Source organism: Halosimplex amylolyticum (assembly GCF_051414035.1).
Taxonomy (GTDB): domain Archaea; phylum Halobacteriota; class Halobacteria; order Halobacteriales; family Haloarculaceae; genus Halosimplex; species Halosimplex amylolyticum.
In genome coordinates this window covers 1,951,730-1,973,040 of sequence record NZ_JBLKNW010000001.1, presented here as the reverse complement: position 1 = coordinate 1,973,040, position 21,311 = coordinate 1,951,730, and the positions used below count along the sequence as shown (strand labels likewise).

The following is a 21,311-nucleotide window of genomic DNA, read 5'->3' as shown; positions in this document are numbered from 1 at the left end:
GTCGGTCGCTCGTTGCCGGGAGCATGACGGACGCGCAGCCGACGGACGGCCCGTTCGCGGCCGCGGTGACGGTCGACGTCGACGATCGGAGCGGCTGGTCGGTCTCGCCGCGGATCTTCGGTGCCTACGTCGAACACTACGGACGAGAGATCTACCCCGGCATCTACGCCGAGCACGCGACGAACAACTCCTTCGAGGAGTGGAACTTCGACCGGAAGACCGCCGAGCGGAGCCGCCTCGCCTACGACGAAGACGCGATCCCGGAACACGACAGTATCGCCTACCCGTGGCGACCGGTCGGCGACGCAGACTACGAGACGCCCAGCGGGGGCGTACACGGGGGTGAACAGCGCCGGTTCCAGCGCGTCACAGTTGCGGACGAGGCGGGTGGCGTCTCCCAGCGGATTCCCTTGCCGGACTACCGCACCGCCGAGTACGACCTTTCCGTCTCGGTTCGCGGTGAGGGCGTCGACGCCGTCGAGGCGCGACTCACGACTCTCGACGGGGAGGCGTTGGCCTCAACGGAGATTCCGCTCACTGGCGAGTGGGTCCGCCACGAGGACCTCCGACTCGCTCTCGCCGGCGAGAGCGACGCGCGCTACCCCGCCGAGGGGACCGACGGCCGCTTCCGCGATAACTCCGCCCCACACGGCGAGTTCCGGCTCCAGTTCGTCGTCGAGGGGGAGGGCCACGTCGACCTCGACTGGGTGACGCTCATGTCCGGCGACGCCGTCGACGGGACGTTCAACCCCGAGATGCTGGAGCGGATGGAGGAACTCGACGTGCAGTCGATCAAGTGGCCGGGCGGCAACTTCGCGAGTCACTACCGCTGGCGCGACGGCGTCGGGCCGCTCGAAGACCGGCCCGTCAGCGAGGCGCCCGGCTGGGGCGGCCTCGAACCGAACTTCCTCGGAACCGCGGAGTACGTCGAACTCTGCCGAAAGCTCGGCGTCGAGCCGATGATCACGGTCGGCTGGTGGGAGGAGATCGGTCCCGAGGAGGCCGCCGACTGGGTGGAGTACTGCAACGGCGACCCCGAGGAGACGGAGATGGGCGCGCTGCGCGCCGAACACGGCTACGAGGAGCCGTTCGACGTGCGCTACTGGGAGATCGGCAACGAGGTCTGGGGACCGTGGCAGTTCGGTCACACTTCCGACCCGTGGGAGTTCGCCCGCGGGTCCGACGACCGCGAAGGCGTCGACGCCTACGACGACGCGATGACCGCCGTCGACCCTGAGATCACGGTGTTCGCGGACGTGCTGGATCCCAGCTATACGCGCTTCGAGGCCGACGCCGACGAGTGGGCCGAGGCGCTGTTCACCGAGGTCGGCGACCGCATCGACGGCGTCGACACCCACCACTACAACTTCGGGATCCGACGCAGTGACGACGACAGTCCCGAGGAGTGGGTCGAGGAGCGAGACGCCGACCCCATCGACTACATGGAGACGCTGGTCGCGTACCCGACGCAGTACGAGCGGGAACTGGCCGGCCTCGCCGACGACGCGGGCGCTCACGGCCTCGACCCGTTCGTGATCAACGTCGGCGAGTGGGGGCTGTACCCGCATCTCGGCCAGGACTGGCCCGAAATCGGGATGGGGACGACCGCCAGCGCCGCCTACACGGCGGGGATGTTCGGCGCGTTCGTCCGACAGGGCGAGGCGGTCCGCCGGGCCTCCCACACGCACATGCCGGTCAAGCAGTTCCCCGACACCGGCGGGTCGAACTCGTCGCCGCTCGACCCCGTCGCGCGGGTCCAGCGACTCTACGCCGAGGTGCTCGCCGACGGCCGCTCGTGGCACGCGCTCGGCGTCGACGTCGACGGCCCGACGCGCACGCTCCCGGAACTGGGCACGCGGATCGAGCGCATGGAGGGCGTTCCGTACGTCGACGCGACGGCCGTCGTCACCGACGCGGGCGAGGAACTGGCGGTCTTCCTGGCCAACCGCAACCTCTCACACGAGGGGGCGGTGACCGTCGACCTCGGATCTGCGGCGGCCGGCCGCTCGGTCGCCGTCGACGCGCTGGAACCGACCGGGAGCCCGCACGACGTCCAGGAGTCCCGCTCGGAACCCGACGCCTACCGGATCGAGCGCTCGACCGGGACGGCGAGCGACGACGGGACGGTCGAGGTGACGCTCGCCCCCTCGGCGGTGGCGCGGCTGCGAGTCGACTGATCGGGGGTCGACGGCCGTTCGAATCCCGTCGCCCGGATCACTACCGTTTTTGCCGGCGGGGGCCGTCCCGTCTGCCATGTCCGCCTCCGACGGGGTCGGCCGACGGGTCGAACGGGTCGTCGCCCGGTACTTCGACGCATCGCTGCCCGACTCCGAGGGGCTCCCCCGCTACGTCGCGCCCCTCCCCGACTGGGTCGAGGACGTCGGCCTGCGACTCGCCTGGCCCATCGCGCTGGTCAACCTCGTCGGCACGCTGTTCGGCTTCTGGTACTACGCGGGGCAACCGACAGACTTCGCGCCCCCGCTGCTCGGAGGCCAACTCGGGGCCGCGCCCCTGGTCGCCTACCCGCTCATCCCCGACTCGCCGGTCGCGACCATGTTCATCGGCCTCTCGCTGGTCGCCTGGCGGCTCGATATCGACGCCGGCCCGCTGCACATGCTGGCCTTCTTCGGTTGCATCAAGCTCGGTCTCTGGACGCCGTACGTCCAGCTCGTCCTCAACGGCCCCGGAGGGATCGCCGCCTGGCTCTACTGGTTCCTCATCGTGAGCCACCTCGCGATGGCCGTCGAGGCGTTCCTGATCCACCGCTACGCGGCGTTCTCCGTGGGATCGGTCGCCGTCGCGCTGGCGTGGTACGGCTTCAACGACGTCGTCGACTACTTCTGGCCCATCCTGGAGGGGCCCCACCACACGTGGCTGCGGGCCGAACCGTTCGCCGCCGTCGGCGTTCCAGAGCACGCCGTCCTCGCCCACGACCTCGCCGCGGGGTGGGCCGTCGCGCTCACGCTCCTCGCGACCTTCCTCGCGCTCGCGACGCGCGTCGAGAAGGTCAAGCGGGGCGCCAGCTAACTCGCTTCGGTCGGTGTCGTCGCCCCGGACGCGACTCCGGGAACGTCCTTCCGCAGTCCGAAGCTATACCCACGACTCCCGCTAGCACGTGATATGGTATCGATTACCGACGCGGAGCGCAGGTCGTTCGCCCGGAACGGGTTTCTCGTTCTCGACGACCTCCTCGACGCCGGCTCGGTCGCGGCGGGACGCGAAGCGGTCGTGGACGCTATCGACGTCGACCCGGACGACCCCGAGCAGGTCGTCGGCCACGGCTACGACGTGGACGTCGAGGGCGTCGACCAGGCACCGTTCACCCGGATCGCGGAGGCGCTGTTCCCCGCGGCCGAAGGGCTCGTCGGCGAGGACGTCCTCGCGCCGCCGGGTTCGGGGATGCAGGTCGCGCTCAACTTCCCCGACGAGGACGCCGGTGCGGCCACCACCGGCCCGAAGTCCGTCGACGGCCACCTCGACGGCTACGCGAGTTTCGACGAGAATCCCGAAGTGACCACGTTCCAGCTGGGGGCGGCCGTCTACCTCGACGACGTCGGGCCGCGCGGCGGGGGCTTCACCGTCTGGCCCGGTTCCCACCGTGTGGCCGCGGAGTACTTCGACGACCACGCGCTCGAAACGGTCGGCGGCAAGCCGAACAACTCGCAGATCCCGGCGCTGGGCGACGAGCCCGGCGAGTGGGACTACGACGAGCGGCTGCACGACCAGTGCGACCCCTACGAGATCGCCGGCGACGCGGGGACGGTCGTCCTCTGGCACGGCCTGCTCACGCACAACGCGGGCATCAATAACGGCGAGCGGGTCAGGATGGCCGCCATCTCCCGGTTCGCGCGCGAAGACCAGGACGAGATCCGCCGCGACGCCGCCGCGAACCTCTTCGAGTACTGGCCGGCGATGGCGGGCGTCCCGATGGTCGCGGGCGGAGAGCCGGTCGTCCCGGAGTGACCGGCATCGCCGGACGAGGGCGGAACGGAACCCATACGCCCGTTCGCTGGCTACACCGCGGCGATGACCGACACCCTCCTCTCGCGCGAGGGCGACCCCGTGGCCGGCGAGTTCGTCGAGCGCGAGAACCGGTTCGTGATCCGGGTCGACTTCGGCGACCACGTCGGCGACGTGTACCTCGGCGACCCCGGGAAGCTCCGCAACGTGCTCGTCCCGGGCTACGAGATCCTGTGCGAACCCGTCGACGACCCCGACCGCACCACCGACTACGACGCCATCGCGATCCGCGTCGACGGCGACGGCGGGAGCGATCCCGTCCAGGTGAGCCTCCGCGCCGCGCTCGCGAACGACCTGTTCTTCGCAACCTTCGACGCTGGCCACCTGCCGGCGTTCGACTGGGCCGGGGAGGTCACGCCCGAGCCGTCGCTTCCTGATCACGGGCGCGCGGACTTCCGGCTCGAATCCGCTGACGGCGACCGGACGGCCTACGTCGAGGTGAAGTCCACCACCCACGTCGACGAGGGCGTCGCGAAGTTCCCCGACCGCCCGACCGAACGGGGCCGACGCCACCTCCGCAGTCTCGAATCGCTCGCCGCCGACGGCGTCGAGGCCCACCTCGTCTTCGTCGTCCAGCGGCCCGACGTCGAACGGTGGGAGCCGTTCCGCGAGGTCGACCCCGAGTTCGCGGACCTGCTCGCACAGGTCGCCGACGCCGGCGTCGAAGTGCACGCGCTGGTCACGGAGTTCGATCCGCCGCACTACCGTCTCCGGGAGACGGATCTCCCGGTAAAACTCGACTGAAGGGACTCGAAAACTGAACACCGAGAGATGATGGCATCGCAACTGTCTTCCCTCGGTTTTACGACGTTACTCGGTCTTCTTGCCGATCGCCCCCTCTAATTTCCGGCTCGGCGTCCTCTTGCCAGGAGTTCGCGCAGCGGCGACAGTTCCAGTGGTTGTTCGTCGGTGCGACCTTGTGCCCGAACGGGCAACGGAGCCGCCAGCTATCCGCCTGCGTCTCGATCTTCAACTTCTCGGCCGACATATCCGGTCATCTGGTTTCTCATGGAGTATATAAAACCCAAGTCTGAGGGTCTCAGTGACAGTGGAATACAAAATTATGGCTCTGTTGAACTCCTCGGAGAGTTACAGGTTCGGTCGATAGTTTGACCGGATGCAAGCCCTCCCAAAGTCGCGGGTACTCCGGTTTGTTGAGCAGGCATTTCACTTGGCTCGTCGAGCTGTCGCTCGGTACTCTTCGAAGTTCTCGAAACGACGGTACTCAGGTCATCAGCACATCCTTCTCCTGTGTCTCAAAGTGCGGAAGGACACGACCCATCGAACTCTCCTTGACGAACTCGTCGAGATGCCCCGCATTCGGAAAGCGATTAACCTCACCGAACTCTCTGCGCCGTCAACGCTGTGCAAAGCGTTCGACAGGCTTGGTATGGATGGTTGGCGCGTCCTGCTCAACCTCTCGATCACACGACTCCCGACTATCGGTGTCGTCGGGATCGGTGCCTCTGGCATTGACCGGAGTCACGCCTCGAAACACTACACGAAGCGAACGAAGCTGACGATTCAGCAGTTGAAAGTTACACTTCTCGTGGATACGGGAGCGAATGCCATCCTCGACCTCCACGTGACGACGACCAGAAAACACGACTCGAAGATCGCGCCGTCGCTCATCGAGCGGAATACCGGTAAAGGAGCGATTCTCATCGGCGACAAGGGATACGACGACCAGAATATTCGCGCGTTAGCCCGTGAAGATGGCACTCGTCCCCTGATCAAGCACCGAGAATTTTCGTCGCTCCACAAAGCGTGGAATGCTCGGCTAGACGCCGACCTCTACGGGCAACGTAGTCAGAACGAGTCGATGAACTCTCGCCGTAAACGGAAATATGGCGCATTCATCCGCTCACGGCGCTGGTGGAAGCAGTTCCGTGAACTCGTTGTCGGCTGTCTCACTCACAACATCGAAAAGTCACTCTGAGCGTTCAATAGAGAGCGTAGATATAACAGTTCATACCAGACGAGGCTCACTCACCCGGGTTTTGAGCAAACAGAATCTCCGCCGCATGCTGGTGCGGTTCGTTCCCAGAGTCATCGTCAAATACAACCTCGTCGTATTGAATTGTCTTCCAGTCTTCGTAGTGGTCTGCCAGTTCGCCCGGATCGTAAAAGTACTCGTTTTCCGTCCAGTCCGGCGGCGTTGGGATTTCGGGGTGGTCGACGAACGCGAAGATAACGTGAACCCCGTTGGCATTCGTTTGAGACTTGAAATTGTCGAACTGTCGTTTCCGGTTTTCAGGACGGATATACTGGACTGTCCCTGCCGAGTAGACAACATCAATGCTCGTAGTGAGGGCCAGTTCGTTCGCATCTGCCCGAATCGTTTCAATATCGACGGCTCGACGCTCGGCGAGTTGTTTTGCCTTTTCCAAACCGTTCCGAGACACATCGACAGCATACACTTCCCACCCGTGCTCGGCGAAGAGAACGGAGTCTCTCCCTTCGCCAGCTCCGATATCGATAGCTGTTGGTTCGTTCGCTACGCTGGACGCGATCTCGACCGTTCGTTCGGCCATTTGGTTCGGTTCCGTTCCCCAGTAATACTCTTCCCTTCCATAGACCTGTTCTCGCTCTTCAGAGTTCATCGCTCGATGCTTCTTAGCTAACCCGGTTAATAGTGGTAGACTCGCAGTCCTATCTAATGGCTGTTTCAGCGAAAAAGTATCGGACTACTAGGATTTCAACAGAGCCGAGGATTCAGAAATCATCTCTAGAGGAGGCTCGGGGGGGAACCGCCTATGCTTATACCTCTGAACAATATCCACTTTCGTGTTTACACACAAGTGGGAAATACAGGTTTGCTACCCTTCGTGCTGGACAACGATCGTGTACTGAATTTAGAGGTTGTATTTGGGGCTATCCGAGAGATAGCTTTCTAACTGTCTTTACCTCGGTTCTTGCTCAACCAAACCGCGATCAGAACGAAGGCGAGTCCTTCGAGTCTGGCGACTTTGTACACCCACGGCTTGAATTCGTATGTAGTCTCCCCCATAGTTGTCACATCCATCATGTAGTCGATGAGCTGTCTGGGGAAGAACAACTCGAGGACGCCAAAGACTGCCAGAACGATGCGAAGTAACATACTCCAATGGTTGGTCGCCAACAGCAAATACCCAGCGCTAGTTCCAATCATCTGAAAAATAAGTGGATACGTTATCTGAATCCAGACTCTGTTCGCACTGCTGAATATGCGCCCTGTATTTTGCATGCGAGTCTTGACAAGACCTGGATAGATGGAGCGTGCAAGACATAGCGGCTGTATACAGCAAACTGCTGCTGTTCGTTTCACGTGCCCAGTGACGAAACAGCCGGGGGAAATACGTATCAATCAGGTCCACTCTCCACTTAAGAAGGCACTCACGGCGGCATGTGATTCGAGAAGCGTTCGGCTCATGCCCCGTGTGAACAAAAGGGAGTGGATCTCAGTCTGATCGGTCGTTCGTTTCACTCAGGAAGCCTGAGTTTCCATCCTCCCATTTTGCGAGGGTTTGACAACCAGGCGTTCGACCCCCACCAGGACGGCCAGCGCGGCGAGCGCCGTCGCTAAGAGTGGAACGAGGGGTTGCTGGTACGCCGTAAGTTGCCCGGAGTCCGATAGCGAGGAGACGATACCGAATAATGCCATGCAGTTGTGAAAGACGAGCGCCCCATAGAATGACCCGCCAACGAAGTAGAAGAGTCCGGTCCCTACACCGACTACGGTGAGTAGACCGACCATCTCGACCGTGTTAAACGGTGGACTGTGGGCGAAGTGGTAGATGCCGAAGAGCACCGTCGAGACGACCAGTGCGCTTCCAATCGTAAGGGAGCGATGTACACCACGGTCGCGCAATAGCGCTGCTATACTGCCTCCAACGACAACATAGCAGACGACCACCTCGGCAATCGAAACAGGGAGCACCTGTGCGAACACGTTCGTGACAACGACCGGGTCGGTCGTCGCTGGCTGTTGCAGGACGTAAAGCCCTAATCCGAGGATGCCACCGACGAGAATTGCGGCGACGGTGCGGGGAACTGACCGGAAACCGAGATCCGCTCGAGTTGTGAAGTCTGATGCGACGAACTCCCGAACGACAAGCAAGGCCAGCACCGTCCCGACGACAATGTTCGCCACACCGGTGTAGACCAACCGGTCCGTCACGGCTTCTGGACGACGTAACGTCTGAATACGCCCCTCTAAAAGCCACGTCAGTGCCGTCCATGCAACGTAGGTTCCGAGCGCCACGACCGTCTTCGCGATAGGGGAAAAACTGCGCAGTGAGAAGATCTTCAGCGCCTTCGCGGGTGATTGGGCAATCGAGGCCATATGCAACGATACGTCAAGGTGTGACATAACAGAGCACCTTGCATCTCAGTGCAAGGAATAGAAAGGGCACGTCAACTTCGTGTTTACGAAGAAGTGTGAAACCCGATTTCAGCCGACGATGACGACGGCGTTCTCGGTCTCGATCATCTCGCCTTCGCCCGAGTAGGTCCGGGCCTCTTCGATCTCGTACATCTCCGCGTCTAGTTCGACGCCGGCGACCTGGAGTTTCCCGTCGACTTCTTCGAACTCGCCGGCCTCGATGGCGGCGTCGATGTCGCCGACCTCGCTGCCGTATTCGGGCCCGACCAGCGAGTAGTCCAGGTCGACGCCGGTGACCTCGGTCGAGACGTCGGGCGCCTCGTCGAGCGTCTCCAGCGAGTCGACGTGCATCGCCTCGGCGATGGCGTTCTCGAAGCCGGCGACCCCGCCGTAGATCCGGACGCGGTCGAGGTCGGCGTTCAGCGGCAGGCCCTCGTCGGTCTTGTACCGGCGGAGCGCGGCGATGACCTCCATCGCCCGCTCGCCCGCGTCGAGGTCGGCGTCGTAGCCGCGAGTCTCCGGCCAGTCGGTCGTGTGGACGGAGTCCAGTTCGTCGCCGTCGTCCGTGTCACCGTCGCCGTCCGCGTAGAGCCGTTGCCACAGCTCCTCGGTGACGTGCGGCAGGAACGGGGCGAACAGCTTCAGGAAGGTCCGGTGAGCGGTGACCAGCGCGTACTCCGTCGAGGGGTCGCCGCCGTCGCTGAGTCGCTGTTTCGCGATCTCGAGGTAGTCGTCGCAGAAGGTGTTCCAGAAGAACGACCGGAGTTCGTTGCGCGCCTTCGAGAACTCGTAGGCCTCGAACTGCTCGGTGAGCGAGGCGACGGCGTCGTCGAGTTCGGCCAGGATCCAGCGGTCGACGGCCGCCAGGTCCTCCTCCGCGGGCGCCTCGACGGCTTCGGGGGCGGGAGTCAACTGGTCGATCAGCCGCGAGGCGTTCCAGATCTTCTGGAGCAGGCGCTCACCCGCTTCGAGGTCGCCTTCCTTGTAGGGGAAGTCGTCGCCGACCGAGGCGCTGGCCGACCAGAAGCGGATCGCGTCGACGGGGTACTCGGCCATGACCTCCTCGGGGAGGACGACGTTACCCTTCGACGAGGACATCTTCTCGCGGTTCTCGTCGAGGACGTGGCCGTTGATCATGACGTTCTCGAAGGGCACCTCGCCGGTGTGCTCGTAGCACTTGACGACGGTGTGGAACAGCCAGAAGGAGATGATGTCGTGGCCCTGCGGACGCAGGTCGAACTGGTAGAGCTCCGGGTGCTCCATCGTGAACTCTTCTTCCTGTGCGTCCCAGTCCCAGCCCGCGTTGATCAGCGGCGTGAGCGACGAGGTGGCCCAGGTGTCGAAAACGTCCTCCTCCGGGCGGAAGTCGCTGCCGCCGCACGCCGGACAGGAGTCGACCGGCGGGTCGTCCGAGAGCGGGTCGACCGGCAGGTCTTCCTTCTCGGCCATGATCGTCTCGCCGCACTCGTCGCAGTACCAGACGGGGATCGGGATGCCGGAGTCTCGCTGGCGGGAGATGCACCAGTCCCACTCCAGGCCCTCGATCCAGTGCTGGTAGCGGGTGAACATCTTCTCGGGGTACCACTCCATCTCGCGGCCTGCTTCGAGGTACTCGTCCGTGCGGTCGAGCATCTCGACGTACCACTGCTCGGTGACGAGGTACTCGACCTCCGTCTCGCAGCGCTCGTGGACCTGGACGGTGTGGTCGTGGTCGCGGCTCTCGACGAGCGCGCCGACCTCGTCCAAGTCCTCGATGATGGCCTCGCGGGCCTCGACCGTGGACATGCCCTGGTAGTCGCCGGCGAGGTCGGTCATCGTCCCCGACTCGTCGATGGCGATCCGGAGGGGCAGGTCGTGGGCCTGGTACCACTCGATGTCGGTCTGGTCGCCGAACGTACAGGACATGACGACCCCGCTCCCGGTCTCCATGTCGACGCGCTCGTCGGCGATTATCGGGACTTCCTGCCCGAAGATGGGGACCCGCGCCGTCCCGCCGACGAGGTGCTGGTTCTCGTCGTCGTCGGGGTGGACGAACACGGAGACGCAGGCCGGCAGGAGCTCCGGACGCGTCGTCGAGATGGTGAAGGTGGCGTCGTCGTCGGGTTCGTCCTCGCCCTCGCCGGTCTCGACCAGGTCGAACGCGATGTCGTTGAACAGCGTGTGCTTGTCCTTGTCCTCCTGTTCGACCTGGGAAATGGCCGTCTCGCAGTCCGGACACCAGATCGTCGGGGCGCGCTGGCGGTACTCGCGGCCCTGCTCGTAGAGGTCAACGAAGGAGAGCTGCGAGATGCGCTGGACGCGCGGCTCGATGGTCTTGTAGGTGTTCGTCCAGTCGATGGACATCGCCAGCGACTGCATCTCCTCGGTGAACTCCGCCTCGTAGTCGGCGCAGACCTCGCGGCACTTCTCCTGGAACTCCCGCCGAGTGTAGTCCTGGTGGCGGATGCCCAGTTCTTGCTCGGTGAGCCGCTCGGAGGCGATGCCGTTGTCGTCGTAGCCGAACGGGAAGAACGTGTGCTCCCGGGCCATCCGGTGGTAGCGGGCCGTGAAGTCCTGCAGCGTGTGCGCGTAGAGGTGACCCATGTGCAGGCTCCCCGAGACCGTCGGCGGCGGGGTGTCGATAGAGTAGACGAGGTTCGGGTCGACGTCGGCGTCGCCGTCGTACTCGTAGGTGCCCTCGGCGACCCAGCGGTCCTGCCACGTCGGCTCGACCGTTTCGGGGTCGTACTCGCCCGGCAGCGCGTCGCCGCCGTCGGCGCCCTCTCCGTCGGCCGCGTCGGCGTCCGCGGCGTCGCTATCGGTGCTCATCGCGAGTCACTCCCCTGGAGTAGCGAGCCGGCGTTCTCGCCCAGTGGCGAGCAGGCACTCCTGCGGAGTGGCGCAGGCGTTCGGGCGGCTCGTGCGGTGGTTATCGGTCGATGCGGTCGGTCGGGTTGCAGTGTGGCGTCGTCCATTGGTCTGTATCGGGTGCTAGTCGGAGCGTCGATGCGAACGCGTCGTCAGAATGGAGGTGTGTGGGGCTAGGGGGCCCCTACACGTACCGCGACGGCTGCGGACGCCGGGGGCTCGTTCGTCGCGCGAGCGTGGAATCCGGCGAACGGCCCTGTCATCGGTACAGAGTGGACGAGGCGGGAAAATAACTCTTACGTCATGCCGACGGCCGCGGTCGACGGCTCGTCGACCGGCGCCCGCGTCAACAGAAGTTCTGCGTGGCGTAGACCTTCGTTTCGCCGTCGACCTCGGCGGTGGCGACGCCGATCCCCTCGTAGTCCCAGTACGACCGGAGGACGTTCTCCCGGTGACCCTCCGAATCCATCCACTGGTCGACGATCCCGCGCCCGATGGCGGTCTCGTTGCCGTCGTAGGAGGCCGACCCGTCGTCCGACTCGACGGTGACGTTCGCCCAGGTGTAGGCGATGTTCTCGGCGCCGGTCACGTACTCGTTGCCCACGCCGGTGTCGATCCGGCACTGGTACCCGAAGCGCTCGTAGCGGTCGGCGCGCGTCTCCCCGCCCGGCGAGGTGTGGGCGAAGTACCCGGCCTCGGCCATGTCCCGACTGTGATACCGCGCGGCCGCCCGCAGTTTCGGCGCCATCCGGAGGCGGGAGTGACCTCGCTCCGTCCGGATCTCGTTGACGCGGTTGTGGATGGCGTACTCGACCTTCGAGACGTCGAGGTCGCTCTCCCCGCCGTCGGTCGGCGGCGCCGTCGGGGGTTCGGGAGTCGGCGTGGGGTCGATCGACGGGGGATCGGTCCCCTTCACGCCGGGCTCGCGCCCCTCGGCCGGCGTGGCGGTCGCCTCGTCGAGGAGGCTGATCCCCTCCCCGTCGTTCGGCACGTCGTCCCCGTCTTCCCCGTGATCGCTGGAGCCGTCCAACTCGACCGCGACCTGCACGGGGCCGACGTCGGTGACCGCGACCACACCCGTCACTGCCAGCGCGGCACCGAGCCCGACGAGCAGCAGTTCCTTCGTCGCCATCTACGTGTCAGCGTATTACTAGTCTGCCCTTCTATACTTTTGCTGTCGGGGATATAACACGACCGGACTTCACGAGTCGACGGCGAATCTCTCCTCACCACCGTGCCCGACATGCGCGCTCCAGAACCGCCCGTCGCCACCCGTCCAGTCCACTGCTGGCTGTGAGCGAACGCGAATTCCTGCTCCGTGCCGGTCGACGACCAGGATGGAGCAAGACCGACAATACCCTGTCGACGGCCGGGACGGAGCAGGACCGAGAAAACCCACGTGATTTACTGTGTATGTTTATGGGAGATTCGGCCCAATATTCGGACGATGCGCGCAGCCAGACTCCACGAGTACACGGACGATATGTCGAACGGGCTCACGGTCGAGGCCGTCGACCGGCCGGAGGTCACTGGGGCGAGCGACGTGTTGGTCGCGGTCGAGGGTGCCGGATGGTGCCAGACGGACAACCACATCATCGAGGGGATGTGGGACGATTACGTCACGCAGGACCTCCCGATGACGCTCGGTCACGAGAACGCCGGGACCGTCGTCGAAGTCGGCGAGGGCGTGCGGACCGTCTCGGAGGGGGACCAGGTGATCTGCCACCCGGTCCAGACCTGCGGGACCTGCCGCCCGTGTCGCCAGGGCGAGACCATGTACTGCGAGAACCAGTCGTTCAACGGGCTGACGGTCGACGGCGGGTTCGCCGAGTACCTCCTCACGGACGAGCGGTCGGTCGTCGCGCTCCCCGACGGCGTCGACCCGATAGACATCGCGCCGCACGCCGACGCCGGGATCACGGCCTACCACGCCGTGAAGAAGGCCGTCGACGACCTCGATCCCGGCGACACCGCGGTCGTGATCGGTGTCGGCGGACTCGGGCACATCGGCCTCCAGTGTCTCGACGCGATGAGCGCCGCCGACATCGTCGCGCTGGACGTCAAGGAGTCCGCCCGCGACCTCGCGAGCGACCTCGGCGCTCGCCACACCGTCGATCCGTCCAGCGAAGACGTGCCGCAGGTGATCGGGGACATCACCGACGGGACCGGCGCACGGCAGGTCCTCGACTTCGTCGGGGCGGACTCCACGACCGCGCTCGCGCCCGACGTCGTCGCGGCCGGCGGCGACCACCACGTCATCGGCTACGGCGGTCACGTCCACGAGCCCACACAGGCGCTCGTGAACGGCGAGTTCGCCTTCCAGGGCAACATCGTCGGCCGATACACCGAACTGCAGGAACTCGTCGCTCTCGTCGAGCGCGACGCGGTCGACCTGCACACCAGTCGCTACGACCTGGACGAGATCAACACCGTCGCCGAGAAACTCGAACACGGTGAGATAGACGGCCGCGCCGTAATCACGCCGTGAGCTGACGACGTGCGTTTCGCGTACCGGCGCGTGCGGCGGTTGGCTCCGCGGCCAGTCACGACCGCTCGTCTGCGGCGTCGACCTCGCCGTGCTCCCTCCCCGACCCGGGGCGTGCTGCGACTCACCACAGCGCCGAACCCACCAGCAACAGCGCTCCGACGGCGGCGAACGCGGAGACGAACTACTAGTTACAGCCGTCCACCCAGACGGACGTCACGCCGGAGAGGCCGCGGAATCCGGGGTCCCCGCCGTGGCGCGCGCCACCGCGGTCTCGCTGACGACGCCGGGCGTCGTGACGAACCAGAGAGCGACGAACAGCAGCCCGAGACCGCCAGCCACGCGACTCGTGCGTCGTCGATCCATCGTCAATCGTCCGAGTGTGCGCGAACCCAGAGTTCGCCGATGCGTGACAGGCGCGTCCGGTAGGACTTCCCGTGTTCTTCCTGTTCGATGTAGCCTTTGCCGCCCGGGCCCAGTCGGTCGACGTTGTAGATGACCTTCGAGCGGAAGCTGTCGGTGTACTCCTCGCCGAGTTCGCGCGCGAGCCCCTGGGCCAGCTCCGAGACGGACTCGAATTCGCCGTGCTCGCCGAGGGTGAAGAGGATCAGCTCCTCGAAGGGCTTGACGTTGGAGAACGAGGCGACGGGGAGTTCGAGGATGTGCTTGCCGTCGAACTCCTTGGCGCCGATGGTGGTGCCGCGCTCGTCGAACTCCGAGAGGAGTTCCTCGGCGGCGTCCAGCCGCTCGGTGACTCGCTCGGCGAGGTCGGGGTCGTCGACTGCACCCTGGAGGTCCGAGAGCAGGTCGATGCCGCGGTGGAGTTCCTCGGCGAGTTCGGTCTCGAGGTACTTCTCGGGGACGGTGTAGTAGGTGTGGATGCGCTGGCGGTCCTCCTCGCGCTCGACCATGATGGAGTGGGCGGCGGTGGCGAAGGCGAACGAGACGGTGCGGGGCATCGCGGAGATGTTGACCCAGACGCTGGCGTCGTCCTCCCTGTCGAGTTCGGCGTTGATGAGTTCGAACGCCTGCTCGAACGCCTCGTCGTAGTCGTAGACGTCCTCGACGACGAACCGCTCGGTGGTCGCGCCCAGGAGGTTCCGGTAGTCCTTCTCCAGTTTGGCGGCGAGGTTCCGCGAGTACTCGACGTTGGCCTCGCTGCCGACCGCCCCCTCCAGCAGCACGACGCGGTCGACGTCGAGCCTGTCGCGCACGAGCGGCGCGATCAGCCGGTCGTAGTCGAACCCGACCGGGACGATGTGGGTCTGCATACGCGGAGAGACGGCCGGTGTTGATAAAAAAGGCCAGTCTCGGCCCCGGCGGCGACGGGCAGTGGGACACCGACGATAGCGTCATACCGATCAAACACGATCGATCATCATGGAGCGCACCGTTGAGGTCGTGCCGGAGGCGGGGATCCACGCCCGTCCTGCGGCGGAGTTCGTCCAGACCGCGAACAGGTTCGGAGCGGAGCTCACGGTCGGCCGCCCCGACGAGGAGATGGTCAGCGCGAACAGTATGCTCGCCGTCACCGGTCTCAACGTCCGCAACGGCGAGACAGTTCGAATCGTCGCCGAGGGCGACGACGCCGCCGAGGCCCTCGACGCGCTCGAAGCGGTCCTGACGACCCCCGTAGCGGGGGACGACGGGGAGACGGCCGACGGCGAGGGAGGCGAGACGCCGTGAGGACCCTCTCCGGAGTCGGGAGCACGCCGCTGTCGGGCGTCGGGCACGCCCACTGGTACCGCCCCGAGACCGACGTCTCGTTGCCCGACCGACCCGATACGGACTCGGTCGACCCCGAGACGGAGGCGATGCGCTTCCAGCGGGCGCGAGACGAGGCGGGCGAGGCGCTCGATGCGGCGCGCGACCGGGCGGCCGAGCGCGTCGGCGAGGCCGAGGCGGCCGTCTTCGAGGCCCAGCGGCAGTTTCTCGACGACCCGCAACTGGTCGGGGAAATCGAGGACTCGATCGCCGACGGGACGCCCGCCGAGCACGCTGTCGCCGACCGTTTCGGGGAGGCGGTGGCGCAGTTCGAGGGGATGGAAGGGCAGATGGCCGAGCGCGCGGACGACCTGCGTGACGTGCGCGACCGACTCCTGCGCGCGCTGCTGGACGTCGACGCTGTCGACCTCGCCGCCCTGCCGGCGGGGACTGTGCTGCTGGCCGAGCGGCTGACTCCCAGTGACACGGCGACACTGGACCCCGACGCCGTCGCGGGAATCGCGACCGCGACCGGTGGCCGAACGGCCCACGCGGCGATCATCGCCCGCGCGCTGTCGATCCCGGCCGTCGTCGGCGTCGGCGACGAACTCGCGGAAATCGAGGACGGCGCCGCGGTGCTCGTCGACGGCGAGGCCGGTGAAGTCGTCGTCGACCCCGACGAGCACAGACGCGCCGCCGCCGGCGGCGTCGAGGCGTCCGTCCGCACCGGAGGCGTGAGCACGGTCGACGGCCGCGCGGTCGAGGTGGCGGCCAACGTCGGGAGCGTCGCGGAACTCGACCCGGCGGCCGAGCGGGGGGCCGACGGCGTCGGCCTGTTCCGGACGGAGTTCCTCTTTCTCGACCGCGAGTCGCCACCTGGCGAGGACGAGCAGTACGAGGCTGTCACCGCCGCGCTGGAGGCGTTCGCCGACGAGCGGGTGGTCGTCCGAACGCTCGACATCGGTGGCGACAAGTCGGTTCCCTACCTCGACACGCCGACCGAGACGAACCCGTTCCTGGGTCGGCGGGGCGTCCGCCTCTCACTGGGCGACCACGCGGACCTGTTCGAGACGCAGCTGCGGGCGCTGCTGCGCGCGGCCGGCGGCGACCACGGCGACGGCCTGGCGGTGATGTTCCCGATGGTCGCTCGCGTCGAGGAGGTCGAGGCCGCCCTCGATCGGGTGGGAGCCGTCGCGGACGACCTCGCGTCGGAGGGGGTCGACCACGCGCTGCCGGAACTGGGGGTGATGGTCGAGACGCCGGCGGCGGCGTTCCTCGCGGACGCGCTGGCCGAACGGCTGGACTTCCTGAGTATCGGCACGAACGACCTCACGCAGTACGTCATGGCCGCCGACCGGGAGAACGACGGCGTCGCGGACCTTCACGACCCGCTGCACCCGGCGGTCCTGCGCGCGATCCACCGCACCGCCGAGGCCGCCGACGGGAGGGACGCGTGGGTCGGAATGTGCGGCGAGATGGCGGGCGATCCGGCGCTGACGGAACTGCTCGTCGGCCTGGGGCTGGACGAACTCAGCATGAGCGCCGTGACGGTGCCCGCGGTGAAAGAGCGCGTCCTCGAGACCGACGCCGACGAGGCGGCGGCCCTCGCCGAGCGAGCACTGGCGTGTCGGACCCGCGAGGCCGTCCGAGACCTGCTCGAACGGGAGTGACGGCGGTCGACGGGCGGTGTCCGTCACGGCGGACGAGCGCTACAGCTTGTCGATATCGCGGGCGTCTTCGGCCTGCTCGCGGACCGTGTCGAGCGTGGCCGTCGGGCTGGTGGCGGCGACAGCGGCGTTGACCGCGCCTTCGAGGACGGGCGCGTCGGCGATGACCGCCTCCGCGTCGGCCGTCTCGATTGCCACCTCGGCGTTCATCACGGCGCTCCCGAGGTCGACGAGGACGACGACGCCGTCGCCGTCGTCCGCCGCCGCGAGCGCCGCCTCGATGTCGTCGGAGACGGTCCCGATGCCACCCTGACCGTCACCACCGACCGCCTCGATGCGCGTGTCTCCGCCCATCTCGGCGGCGATCTCGGCGATCCCCTCGGCCGCCCGCTTGCTGTGGGAGACGACGGCGAGTCCGACCATCACTCCTCCGGGTCCCCTTCGTCGGGGACCGTCGGCGACGTGGCGTCGACATCGGCCGCGCCGGCGGCGTCGAGACGGTCGCGGGCGGTCTCGAGAAGCGCCTCCATGATGAACAGCGTACTCGTCGCGCCCGGGTCCTGGTGGCCGACCGAGCGCCAACCGAGGTACGACGCGCGACCCTTGTTGGCGCGGATCGGGACAGTGAACGCCGCGCCGCGCTCGGCGGCGTCGACGGCCTTCGCGAGCGCCTCGACCGGCGGCAGGTCGTCGACCTCGACGGACTTCTTGAACGTGTGGACCGCCGGGACGAGCGCGTCGACCATCGTCTGGTCGCCGACGCTGGCGTCGCCTCGGTCCCGGACTTTCTCGAGGTACGTCTCTGCGAACGCGACGGCGGACTCGGGGGTGAGCCCGTCTTCGAGTTCGGCGCTGGCGAAGACCAGCGACCCGCCGTACAGCGGACCGGACGCGCCGCCGACTTCCGACATGAGCGTCTTTCCGGCCGTCTTGGCGACCGTCGCGGGGTCGGGGTCGTTCAGGTCGCGGACGGCCTCGGCGGCGCTCGCCCAGCCGCGGGCCATGTTCCCGCCGTGGTCGGCGTCGCCGATGGCCGAGTCCAGTTCCGTGAGGCGCTCGCGCTCGCGTTCGATGCGCTCGGCGACGCGCTCGACCGCGGCGACGGCCGCCTGCCCGTCCGCGCTCATCGCACCGTCAGTGCCGGCGTGTCGACCGGCGCGCCGAGCAGGTCCTTCAGTTCGTCGTCGACGGCGCAGACCGTGATCGAACAGCCCGCCATGTCCAGCGAGGTCATGTAGTCGCCGACCCACGCGTCCCAGGTTTCGAGGCCGCGCTCGTCGAGGAGCTCCTGAAGCCGGCGGTTGACGACGAACAGTTCCATCAGCGGCGTCCCGCCCATCCCGTTGACGACGGTGACCACCTCCTGCCCCTCGTCGAGATCCAGGTCCGCGAGGACCGATTCGGTCAGCTCGTCGGTGACCTCGTCGGCGCTCATCGTCCCCGTCCGTTCCGTGCCGGGTTCGCCGTGGATGCCGATACCGAGTTCGATCTCGTCCTCGCCGAGGTCGAAGGTCGGTTCCCCCTTCTCGGGCGTGACACACGAGGTGAGCGCCGTGCCCATCGTCCCGACGTTGTCGACGACCTTCTGGCCGACGCGCTGTACCTCTGCCAACTCGGCGCCCTCGGCGGCCTTCGCTCCCGCGGCCCTGTGGACGAGGATGGTCCCGCAGACGCCGCGGCGACCGGAGGTGTACAGCGAGTCCTCGACCGCCACGTCGTCGTCGACGACGACCGTCTCGACATCGACCCCCTCCATCTCGGCGAGTTCGATCGCTGTCTCGAAGTTCATCACGTCCCCCTCGTAGTTCTTGACGACCGCGAGCACCCCCTCGCCGCCGTCACAGGCGTCTATCAGTTCCTCGAACTCGTCGGCGGTGGGCGAAGAGAACACGTCGCCCGCCGCGGCGCCGTCGAGCATGCCGTCGCCGATGTAGCCGGCGTGTGTCGGCTCGTGTCCGCTGCCGCCCCCGCTGACGACACCGACCTTCTCGAGTGGTGCGTCTCCCCGGACCACTACCTGCGTGTCCGGGAGCCGGCGGAGCCGGTCGGGATGGGCCGCTATCATGCCGTCGAGCATCTCGTCGACGACGTCGTCCGGGTCGTTGATCAGTTTCTTCATACAGTCTATAATAATGAATCGTGAATGAATAAGTGTTGAGTCGGGCACGGCGTCGGCCGAGACCGATAGGGTGGACGGTGGATTCCGGCGTGCGAATCAGGTGGGTCCAGTCAGTCCGCGCCGGTCGCGTAGACAGAGGCGTCTTCCTCGGGCGCCGGACTGGTGAGCAGCGAGACGCCGACCGTCAGGACCAGCCCGAGGACCATCCCGACCACCGAGGATGTCCAGCCGCCGAGATAGCTCCCGGGGACGACTTCGAGGAAGACGCTGGCGAGGTAGAACGCCTGGCTCGCGCCGACGCCGACGTACATGCCCCACCTCGTCGTCCTCGGCCAGTACAGCGCGACGGCGACCGGCAGCGCGAGCTGGGCGAACCCGCCGAAGGCGGTTTCGCCGATCTCCAGCAGCGTCGCCGGCTGGAACAGGCTCGCGACGAACGAGAGCGTGGCGAAGACGGCCACGCCGACGCGGCCCAGGAACGCCTCGCGCCGTTCGGTCGCTTCCTCGACCAGCGGGCGGTAGACGTCGCGGGTGAAGTACGACGACCCGGAGAGGAGCATCGAGTCGCTTGAACTCATCATCGCGGCCATGGCGCCGGCGATGACCAGCGCGGCGAACCACGCGGGCGTGTACTCGGCCAGGAGCAGGGGCAGGACGTTCTCGTTCGGCCCCGCGGAGATGCCGAGGCCCTTCGCCCACGCGCCGAGCATGAACGCGGGGACGAAGAGGAGGACGACCAGCACTGGCCACAGCGGAAGCGTCCGCTTGATCACCGCTCTCGACTCGGCGACGAAAAAGCGCTGGTTGACCTGGGGGAACATCGTGACGCCGAACGCGATGGAGATGGCCGTCGAGAGGACGTACTCGGGCGTGTAGAGTCCACCGCCGAGCGCGAGGAAGTTGCCGTCGACGTCGCCCAGTGTCGCCGTCGCGGCACCGACGCCGCCGACCGCGCTCGCGATCCAGACGAAGGCGGCCCAGACCATCACGAGCATGAACGCGCCTTGCAGCGTGTCGGTCCAGGCGACGCCGCGCATCCCCGAGAGGGCGACGTAGACGATCATGAACAGGGTGATCCCGCCGGCACCGACCCAGTACGGGACCGCGCCGCCGGTCAGCGCCTCGATGGCGGTCCCGGCGCCCTGCTGCTGGAGCATCACGTACGGGAACAGCCAGAAGATGCTGATCGCGGCGACGAGCACGCGCAGGGGGAGCGACCCGAAGCGGTCGCCGAGCATCTCCCCGAGGGTGACGTAGCCGTTTGCCTTGCCGACGAGCCACTGCTTGTACCCCAGCACGTACCAGAGGATCCCGAAGATGACGCCGTCCATCAGCCCCATCACGAGGATCCACTCGGGCCCGGCGCCGTAGCTGATGTTCGGGCCCGCGAAGAACGTGAACGCCGAGAGCAGGGTGGCGAACGTCGTGAAGAGGAGGACGACCGTCCCGAGCGTCCGGGACGCGAGGTAGTAGTCCTCGGCAGTCCGCTCCGTGAGTCGATACGCGACGAGACCGATCGCCAGCGCGACGATCATGTAGCCGACGATGATCCCGACCTGCAGCGGCACGTCAGCCATCGCGGCCCACCTCCTCGACCCCGAGGCCCCACGCGCGACGCGAGAAGACCCAGAAGACGACGGCCGTGAGGCCGAGCCAGCCGACGTGGTACCAGACCCAGATCGGCAGACCGGCGGTCACGCCGTCTGCGCCCCACATGAACCACGGTACCGCCAGCGCCGCGAGCAGTATCCCGACTGCCGACCAACCGAGTACGCGTGCCCGTTCGTGCATACACTGCGTGTTTGACTACACTCCCGTTAACCTTTCGTCGTTCGTGAACGAACAACTTGATCGAAGAGTTATTCTCTTCAATATCGTTGGCCGCCGACCGTCGGTCGTGCGGGTCGGTCTCGGGCGACGACGCTGCTATCGGACAAAACCGAAGCGAGCGCGGGGCATCGCCGGACGCGCGTAGCGGAGGACTCGTGGACAGTGGGCCGATCCGCAGATATTAGAGTCTTCGAGTGACAAGTTAGGAGTGTTCCATGAGACGGTTCATGGACGGACATTCACCATCACATGGCCCCGGACAGGGGCAGTTCATCA

At 66.4% G+C, this 21,311-nt stretch carries 20 protein-coding genes; 8 read left to right on the top strand and 12 right to left on the bottom strand.

The features are described from left to right. The first annotated feature begins 23 nt into the window (after positions 1-23). The 5 genes from ACMGFE_RS09380 to ACMGFE_RS09360 all read left to right on the top strand — a co-directional run bounded on the left by ACMGFE_RS09380 (position 24) and on the right by ACMGFE_RS09360 (position 5,959). Positions 24-2,177, top strand: a complete 2,154-nt coding sequence (locus ACMGFE_RS09380; protein ID WP_436924891.1) for an alpha-L-arabinofuranosidase family protein — start codon at positions 24-26, stop codon at positions 2,175-2,177. A 76-nt stretch (positions 2,178-2,253) separates the two neighbouring features. Further along, positions 2,254-3,027 carry a DUF1405 domain-containing protein gene (locus tag ACMGFE_RS09375; RefSeq protein WP_436924890.1) on the top strand — a complete coding sequence of 258 codons (774 nt, stop codon included), beginning with the start codon at positions 2,254-2,256 and terminating at the stop codon, positions 3,025-3,027. Positions 3,028-3,120: 93 nt separating this feature from the next. Beyond that, positions 3,121-3,963 (top strand): phytanoyl-CoA dioxygenase family protein, encoded by an 843-nt coding sequence (locus ACMGFE_RS09370; RefSeq protein ID WP_436924889.1) that lies wholly within the window; start codon positions 3,121-3,123, stop codon positions 3,961-3,963. A gap of 63 nt (positions 3,964-4,026) precedes the next feature. Further along, positions 4,027-4,764 (top strand): DNA/RNA nuclease SfsA, encoded by a 738-nt coding sequence (sfsA, locus tag ACMGFE_RS09365; RefSeq protein WP_436924888.1) that lies wholly within the window; start codon positions 4,027-4,029, stop codon positions 4,762-4,764. Between the two features lie 373 nt (positions 4,765-5,137). Continuing rightward, the gene (locus ACMGFE_RS09360) at positions 5,138-5,959 is read left to right on the top strand and encodes an IS5 family transposase (RefSeq protein ID WP_436924887.1); all 822 of its coding nucleotides are present in this window, start codon (positions 5,138-5,140) and stop codon (positions 5,957-5,959) included. Between the two features lie 46 nt (positions 5,960-6,005). On the opposite strand, the gene ACMGFE_RS09355 is transcribed toward ACMGFE_RS09360, so the two are convergent. From ACMGFE_RS09355 to ACMGFE_RS09335, 5 genes are all read right to left on the bottom strand, one after another. Continuing rightward, on the bottom strand, positions 6,006-6,623 hold the full coding sequence (locus tag ACMGFE_RS09355) for a methyltransferase domain-containing protein (protein ID WP_436924886.1): 618 nt from the start codon (positions 6,621-6,623) through the stop codon (positions 6,006-6,008). A 290-nt stretch (positions 6,624-6,913) separates the two neighbouring features. Further along, the gene (locus tag ACMGFE_RS09350) at positions 6,914-7,120 is read right to left on the bottom strand and encodes a hypothetical protein (protein WP_436924885.1); all 207 of its coding nucleotides are present in this window, start codon (positions 7,118-7,120) and stop codon (positions 6,914-6,916) included. Positions 7,121-7,486: 366 nt separating this feature from the next. After that, complete coding sequence (locus ACMGFE_RS09345) at positions 7,487-8,344, bottom strand: hypothetical protein (protein ID WP_436924884.1); 858 nt, start codon at positions 8,342-8,344, stop codon at positions 7,487-7,489. Between the two features lie 108 nt (positions 8,345-8,452). After that, entirely contained in the window at positions 8,453-11,191 is a 2,739-nt protein-coding gene (locus ACMGFE_RS09340) for a valine--tRNA ligase (protein ID WP_436924883.1), read from the bottom strand. 385 nt (positions 11,192-11,576) lie between these two features. Next, entirely contained in the window at positions 11,577-12,362 is a 786-nt protein-coding gene (locus ACMGFE_RS09335) for a CAP domain-containing protein (RefSeq protein ID WP_436924882.1), read from the bottom strand. Positions 12,363-12,677: 315 nt separating this feature from the next. Here ACMGFE_RS09335 and ACMGFE_RS09330 point away from each other — a divergent pair, with 315 nt between their 5' ends. Next, positions 12,678-13,718, top strand: a complete 1,041-nt coding sequence (locus ACMGFE_RS09330; RefSeq protein ID WP_436924881.1) for an NAD(P)-dependent alcohol dehydrogenase — start codon at positions 12,678-12,680, stop codon at positions 13,716-13,718. A gap of 213 nt (positions 13,719-13,931) precedes the next feature. Here the strand turns inward: ACMGFE_RS09330 and ACMGFE_RS09325 are convergent, their stop codons facing one another. Beyond that, on the bottom strand, positions 13,932-14,081 hold the full coding sequence (locus tag ACMGFE_RS09325; protein ID WP_436924880.1) for a hypothetical protein: 150 nt from the start codon (positions 14,079-14,081) through the stop codon (positions 13,932-13,934). 2 nt (positions 14,082-14,083) lie between these two features. Continuing rightward, on the bottom strand, positions 14,084-14,986 hold the full coding sequence (locus ACMGFE_RS09320) for an HFX_2341 family transcriptional regulator (RefSeq protein WP_436924879.1): 903 nt from the start codon (positions 14,984-14,986) through the stop codon (positions 14,084-14,086). A 109-nt stretch (positions 14,987-15,095) separates the two neighbouring features. Between ACMGFE_RS09320 and ACMGFE_RS09315 the strand changes: the two genes are divergently transcribed. Continuing rightward, on the top strand, positions 15,096-15,401 hold the full coding sequence (locus tag ACMGFE_RS09315) for an HPr family phosphocarrier protein (RefSeq protein WP_436924878.1): 306 nt from the start codon (positions 15,096-15,098) through the stop codon (positions 15,399-15,401). Then, on the top strand, positions 15,398-17,089 hold the full coding sequence (ptsP, locus tag ACMGFE_RS09310; protein WP_436924877.1) for a phosphoenolpyruvate--protein phosphotransferase: 1,692 nt from the start codon (positions 15,398-15,400) through the stop codon (positions 17,087-17,089). The genes ACMGFE_RS09315 and ptsP overlap by 4 nt, the downstream gene beginning before the upstream one ends. Positions 17,090-17,128: 39 nt before the next feature. Here the strand turns inward: ptsP and ACMGFE_RS09305 are convergent, their stop codons facing one another. From ACMGFE_RS09305 to ACMGFE_RS09285, 5 genes are all read right to left on the bottom strand, one after another. Beyond that, the gene (locus ACMGFE_RS09305; RefSeq protein ID WP_436924876.1) at positions 17,129-17,509 is read right to left on the bottom strand and encodes a PTS sugar transporter subunit IIA domain-containing protein; all 381 of its coding nucleotides are present in this window, start codon (positions 17,507-17,509) and stop codon (positions 17,129-17,131) included. After that, complete coding sequence (gene dhaL / locus ACMGFE_RS09300; protein WP_436924875.1) at positions 17,509-18,213, bottom strand: dihydroxyacetone kinase subunit DhaL; 705 nt, start codon at positions 18,211-18,213, stop codon at positions 17,509-17,511. Before dhaL ends, ACMGFE_RS09305 begins: the two co-directional genes overlap by 1 nt. Then, complete coding sequence (dhaK, locus tag ACMGFE_RS09295) at positions 18,210-19,205, bottom strand: dihydroxyacetone kinase subunit DhaK (protein WP_436924874.1); 996 nt, start codon at positions 19,203-19,205, stop codon at positions 18,210-18,212. Before dhaK ends, dhaL begins: the two co-directional genes overlap by 4 nt. Before the next feature lie 110 nt (positions 19,206-19,315). Beyond that, positions 19,316-20,782 carry a sodium:solute symporter family protein gene (locus ACMGFE_RS09290; protein ID WP_436924873.1) on the bottom strand — a complete coding sequence of 489 codons (1,467 nt, stop codon included), beginning with the start codon at positions 20,780-20,782 and terminating at the stop codon, positions 19,316-19,318. Continuing rightward, positions 20,775-20,996 (bottom strand): DUF3311 domain-containing protein, encoded by a 222-nt coding sequence (locus tag ACMGFE_RS09285; protein ID WP_436924872.1) that lies wholly within the window; start codon positions 20,994-20,996, stop codon positions 20,775-20,777. The genes ACMGFE_RS09290 and ACMGFE_RS09285 overlap by 8 nt, the downstream gene beginning before the upstream one ends. Between the last annotated feature and the right edge of the window lie 315 nt (positions 20,997-21,311).